A 325-nucleotide genomic window follows, 5' to 3' on the forward strand; every position below is an offset into this window, starting at 1 on the left:
CAAGATGTGGTTGTGTCTCGCCTTGAGCAAGATCCACCGCGTAACGAAGAAGGCACCGTTTATGATTACGTTGCTGGTGGCCTAGCGGAAATCGGCGAACAGCTGAAGATCTATCATGATCTTTTGGATCTCATTGGTACTGATCCTAGCGAAAAGAACTTAAATCGTCTTACTCGTGTGCAAGAGCAGTTGGATCATGCCAACGCATGGCGCTTCGAAGATCGCGTAAGTAACGTAATGGCGGCGCTTAAACTCACTGCCGAAACAAAACTGACGGATTTGTCTGGTGGTTGGCAACGTAAAGCGGCGCTTGCTCGTGCGCTTG

The 325-nt window shown here is 49.5% G+C and carries 1 pseudogene; it reads left to right on the plus strand.

The window, feature by feature from the left end:
• Positions 1-325, plus strand: a pseudogene (locus AB4653_RS00035) (ABC transporter ATP-binding protein); the annotation flags it as partial.

Source organism: Vibrio sp. 10N.222.48.A3, from assembly GCF_041475345.1.
Taxonomy (GTDB): Bacteria; Pseudomonadota; Gammaproteobacteria; order Enterobacterales; family Vibrionaceae; genus Vibrio; species Vibrio tasmaniensis_A.